This is a genomic window from Micromonospora sp. KC721 (genome assembly GCF_004348355.1).
GTDB lineage: Bacteria > Actinomycetota > Actinomycetes > Mycobacteriales > Micromonosporaceae > Micromonospora.
Window position 1 is genome coordinate 1 of record NZ_SMJY01000328.1, and the last position, 3,430, is coordinate 3,430.

The 3,430-nt window shown below is 66.3% G+C and carries 5 protein-coding genes; 4 read left to right on the plus strand and 1 reads right to left on the minus strand.

Translation table 11 applies throughout. The features are described 5' to 3' along the window. Positions 1-51: 51 nt before the first annotated feature. The 4 genes from amcB (at position 52) to E1182_RS29835 (ending at position 2,671) form a co-directional block, all read left to right on the plus strand. The gene (amcB, locus tag E1182_RS29820) at positions 52-1,188 is read left to right on the plus strand and encodes a cyclophane-forming radical SAM peptide maturase AmcB (protein WP_132271052.1); all 1,137 of its coding nucleotides are present in this window, start codon (positions 52-54) and stop codon (positions 1,186-1,188) included. Further along, on the plus strand, positions 1,185-1,367 hold the full coding sequence (gene amcA / locus E1182_RS29825; protein WP_132271054.1) for a multiple cyclophane-containing RiPP AmcA: 183 nt from the start codon (positions 1,185-1,187) through the stop codon (positions 1,365-1,367). The genes amcB and amcA overlap by 4 nt, the downstream gene beginning before the upstream one ends. 61 nt (positions 1,368-1,428) lie before the next feature. Beyond that, positions 1,429-2,091, plus strand: coding sequence for a pentapeptide repeat-containing protein (locus tag E1182_RS29830; protein WP_132271055.1), 663 nt, complete (start codon positions 1,429-1,431; stop codon positions 2,089-2,091). A 4-nt stretch (positions 2,092-2,095) separates the two neighbouring features. Beyond that, positions 2,096-2,671: a kinase gene (locus tag E1182_RS29835; RefSeq protein ID WP_132271057.1), complete on the plus strand. Its 576-nt coding sequence runs from the start codon at positions 2,096-2,098 to the stop codon at positions 2,669-2,671. A 174-nt stretch (positions 2,672-2,845) separates the two neighbouring features. Here the strand turns inward: E1182_RS29835 and E1182_RS29840 are convergent, their stop codons facing one another. After that, positions 2,846-3,076 carry a hypothetical protein gene (locus tag E1182_RS29840; RefSeq protein ID WP_132271059.1) on the minus strand — a complete coding sequence of 77 codons (231 nt, stop codon included), beginning with the start codon at positions 3,074-3,076 and terminating at the stop codon, positions 2,846-2,848. Positions 3,077-3,430: the final 354 nt, after the last annotated feature.

Below are 3,430 nucleotides of genomic sequence, written 5' to 3' on the forward strand. Positions count from 1 at the left end.
CGCCCACCGCGTCGGTAACACCACGGCCGTCAGCATCGAAGAAGGCTCCTCGTGAACGGCATCGGCGTCATCAACGCCACTGGCCAGCCGGCGGTCGCCAGTAGTTTCCACACCCTGGTCGTGCAGCCGACCAGCTTCTGCAACCTCGACTGCACCTACTGCTACCTGCCCGATCGTAGATCCCGCCGACTGATGGAAGTTGCGGTCGCGCAGGCGTGCGCGGAGTCGATCGCCCAGCAGAACAGCGGTCATCCGGTGAGCGTCGTGTGGCACGGGGGCGAACCCACCGCCACACCCATCGGGCTGTTCCGGGAGCTGCTGGCCCCGTTCGACGAGCTGCGGTGTGCGGGGATGGCGCGTCATGAGATCCAGACGAACGCGACGCTGATCAACCGACAGTGGTGCGAGCTGTTCACCGCTTACGGGTTCGAGGTCGGAGTCAGCATCGACGGACCGGGCGCGTTGAACCGAAACCGCTTCGACCGGGCCGGCAACCCGACGGACACCAGAACCCGGCGCGGGATGCAGACCCTGGCCGACGCGGGGCTGGCCTACTCGGTGATCTGTGTTGTCACACCGGAGACCATCGACCACGCCGAAGCCCTCGTCGACTTCTTCACCGGCCTGCCTGGCTGCGAGTCGGTGGGCTTCAACATCGAAGAGCAGGAGGGCGCCGATCGGGCACCGGTGTCGGAGGACGCCGCTTACCGGTTTTGGCAGCGCCTCATCGAACGTCGCGTCGGCGGCAGCCCGCTGCGGATCCGCGACCTCGATCGCTTGGCCGACTATCTCGCCGCGATCCGCGCTGGGCACGTCGACCACGCCCCGTACGAGCCGATCCCGACCGTCTCCTGGGATGGGCAGGTGGTGCTGCTGTCACCGGAGCTACTCGGCATCACCGACTCGCGATACGGCGACTTCATCGCCGGCAACGTTATCCATGAGTCGATCACCGCCATGCTCGCCCGCGCCGGCGACCTGCGTTACGTCGCCGAGTTCATTACCGCCCTCAACGACTGCGCCGACCTCTGCACCTTTTATGACTTCTGCCGTGGCGCCCAGGCTGGCAACCGCTACTTCGAGCACGCGACGTTCACCGCTCGCGAGACCGCGTACTGCCGCACGAGCAGGCAAGCCCTCATCCGCGCCGCCGCGGACCATCTCACCCCTCAAGGAGGACGATCATGACCAACGCTCTCGCGGTCCTCGTCAACGCCGAACCGGAGCAACTTGCCCGCCTCGGCGTCGACCCGCAGCGGTCGGTAGCGTCGATCGACGCGGCGAAGTTCGACAACCGCCCCACCTGGGATAACAAGGGTAAGTTCGACAGTCGACCCGGCTGGGACAACTGGAACAAGAAGAAGTAGCCCCCACCACGGGACGCGCGGGGTGGCATGCCCATCCCGCGCCTACACAGGTTGAGGACATATGCGCACCACCACGATCGGCGACGTCAAGGTCCTTCTGCCGGAACTCGAACCGGACGACCTCGACAACACGACCGACCTAACCGACGGCCTCACCGAGGCCCTCGTCGAGGGCGCAGGGTGGCACGGTGCGCGGCTTGAGGACGCCCGCATCCGCAGCAGCTTGATGACTAGCGTGGACCTGAGCGAGAGCGTCTGGGAAGCGGGCAGCCTCTACGGCTGCGAAATCACCCGCACCGACTTCTCCGGCGCGACCCTGACCGGCATCACCATCGAACGGTGCGCGATCACCGGTTCGCGGTTCACCGGCACCCGACTGACGGACGTACGCCTCAAGGACGTCCTGTTCGACGGCTGCCGCTTCGACTACGCCACCTTCCACCGTGTCACCGCCGCCGGATCCGTCGCCTTTACCGACTGCACCCTCGCCCACGCCACCTGGTCTACCTGCCGCCTCCCGGGCATCGCGCTGCGGTCCTGCAACCTGGACGGCATGGAAATCGACTCTTGCCATCTCGACGGCGTCGATCTGCGGGGCAGCCGTCTCCAGGGACTCAAGACGGCCCTCGACAATCTGCGCGGTGTCACGATCAGTCAGGATCAACTGCCCGATTTCACCAAGCTGACCATCGACGCACTCGACCTCGCCGTGCGCGACGACTAAATCTGTGGAGGCAGGGTGCTCGTCGGACCCAACTGGCAGCCCGGACACGAGCCTCGTCTGCATCCGGGGCAACTCCGGCTCGGGCAAGAGCAGCATCGCGCGGGAGCTACGACGTCGGCACGGCCGGGGCTGCGCCCTGGTCGAGCAGGACTACCTGCGCCGGATCGTGCTGCGCGAGCGGGACAAGCCCGGCGGTGCGGCCCCCGCGTTGATCGCGCAGACCGTCCGGTTCGCCCTCGACCACGGCTACCACGTGGTGCTGGACGGCATCATGCACAGCGACCGCTACCGGAACATGCTGACCGCCCTGCGTGACGGCCACCGAGGGCGGTCGCTGTTCTGCTACCTCGACGTGTCCCTGCCCGAGACGCTACGGCGGCACCTGACCCGACCACAGGCCAGCGAGTTCACCATCGAGCACATGAGCGGCTGGTACCTCGCCCGGGACGTCCTGGGCTGGCCCGACGAACTTGTCCTGCCGGAGACCACCACACTCGAAGAGGCCGTCGAACTTATCGCCGCAGCCGCCGGGCTACCCCAGACCGGACGCAACGACGACCTGCTGCCGATCGTCTCGTAACCCCGGCGCTCCCTTATGAGGAATGGGCGGGGGACGGCACCGTCGCGTACTCCGACAACCGGGGGTGTAGTAGACCAGCTTCCGGGCGGCGAGTGCTGGCCCGATCGAAAAGCTGTGGCGTACCGGAATGGTTCGAAAAGGGGATCCCAACGAATGCCAGCCGTACCGCTCGGCTCAGCTGGCGAACATCATCCTTGCCGGGAAGTCTCCAGCGGAGCGCCGTGCGTTGACGATCTTTGCTGTGATGGCGCTCGCAGCGGTGTTGAAGTCACCGTCGTCGACCCGCGTCTCAAGCGTGCTCGGATTGATCGTCAGCACCCGGTCGAACTTGTCCTCGAATCCGAACTCGTACCGCACCTCGTCCGCAGGTGCCTCAACCCGACGTGCGACCACCATCATGCCCATGGCACTATTCTCCGAATTTCGCGTAGTCCTCGTACGGGCAGTGGGTGTGGCTCGAAGGCGTCGACATCGGCCCGGACGACCAGGAGGGCGCCCGGCGGCCGGTGCTGGTCAGAGTATCCGCGCTACCTTGACCGCCCGTCTCGCTGGGCTGACCCGATGCGCCGCCGCTGATGTGGAACTGGCCGAGCTGCCGTCCGGCGGCGGGAGCCCTGGTGCGAGTGTGCGTCTGTCAACGCCGGCTGAACTTTGACCCCTCTGTTCCGGCCGAATGTTGACCCCCTCGCTGGTTGTTGATGTTCAGTCGTTGGTCTTGCTGGCTGCGGGAACGCGGCCGAGGTCGCGGTCTTTGAGCCG

Bases quoted from the DNA above. Each gene is read 5' to 3' on its own strand.
- E1182_RS29830 (WP_132271055.1), top strand. From the start codon at position 1,429: ATGCGCACCACCACGATCGGCGACGTCAAGGTCCTTCTGCCGGAACTC.
- E1182_RS29840 (WP_132271059.1), bottom strand. From the start codon at position 3,076: ATGGGCATGATGGTGGTCGCACGTCGGGTTGAGGCACCTGCGGACGAG.
- amcA (WP_132271054.1), top strand. From the start codon at position 1,185: ATGACCAACGCTCTCGCGGTCCTCGTCAACGCCGAACCGGAGCAACTT.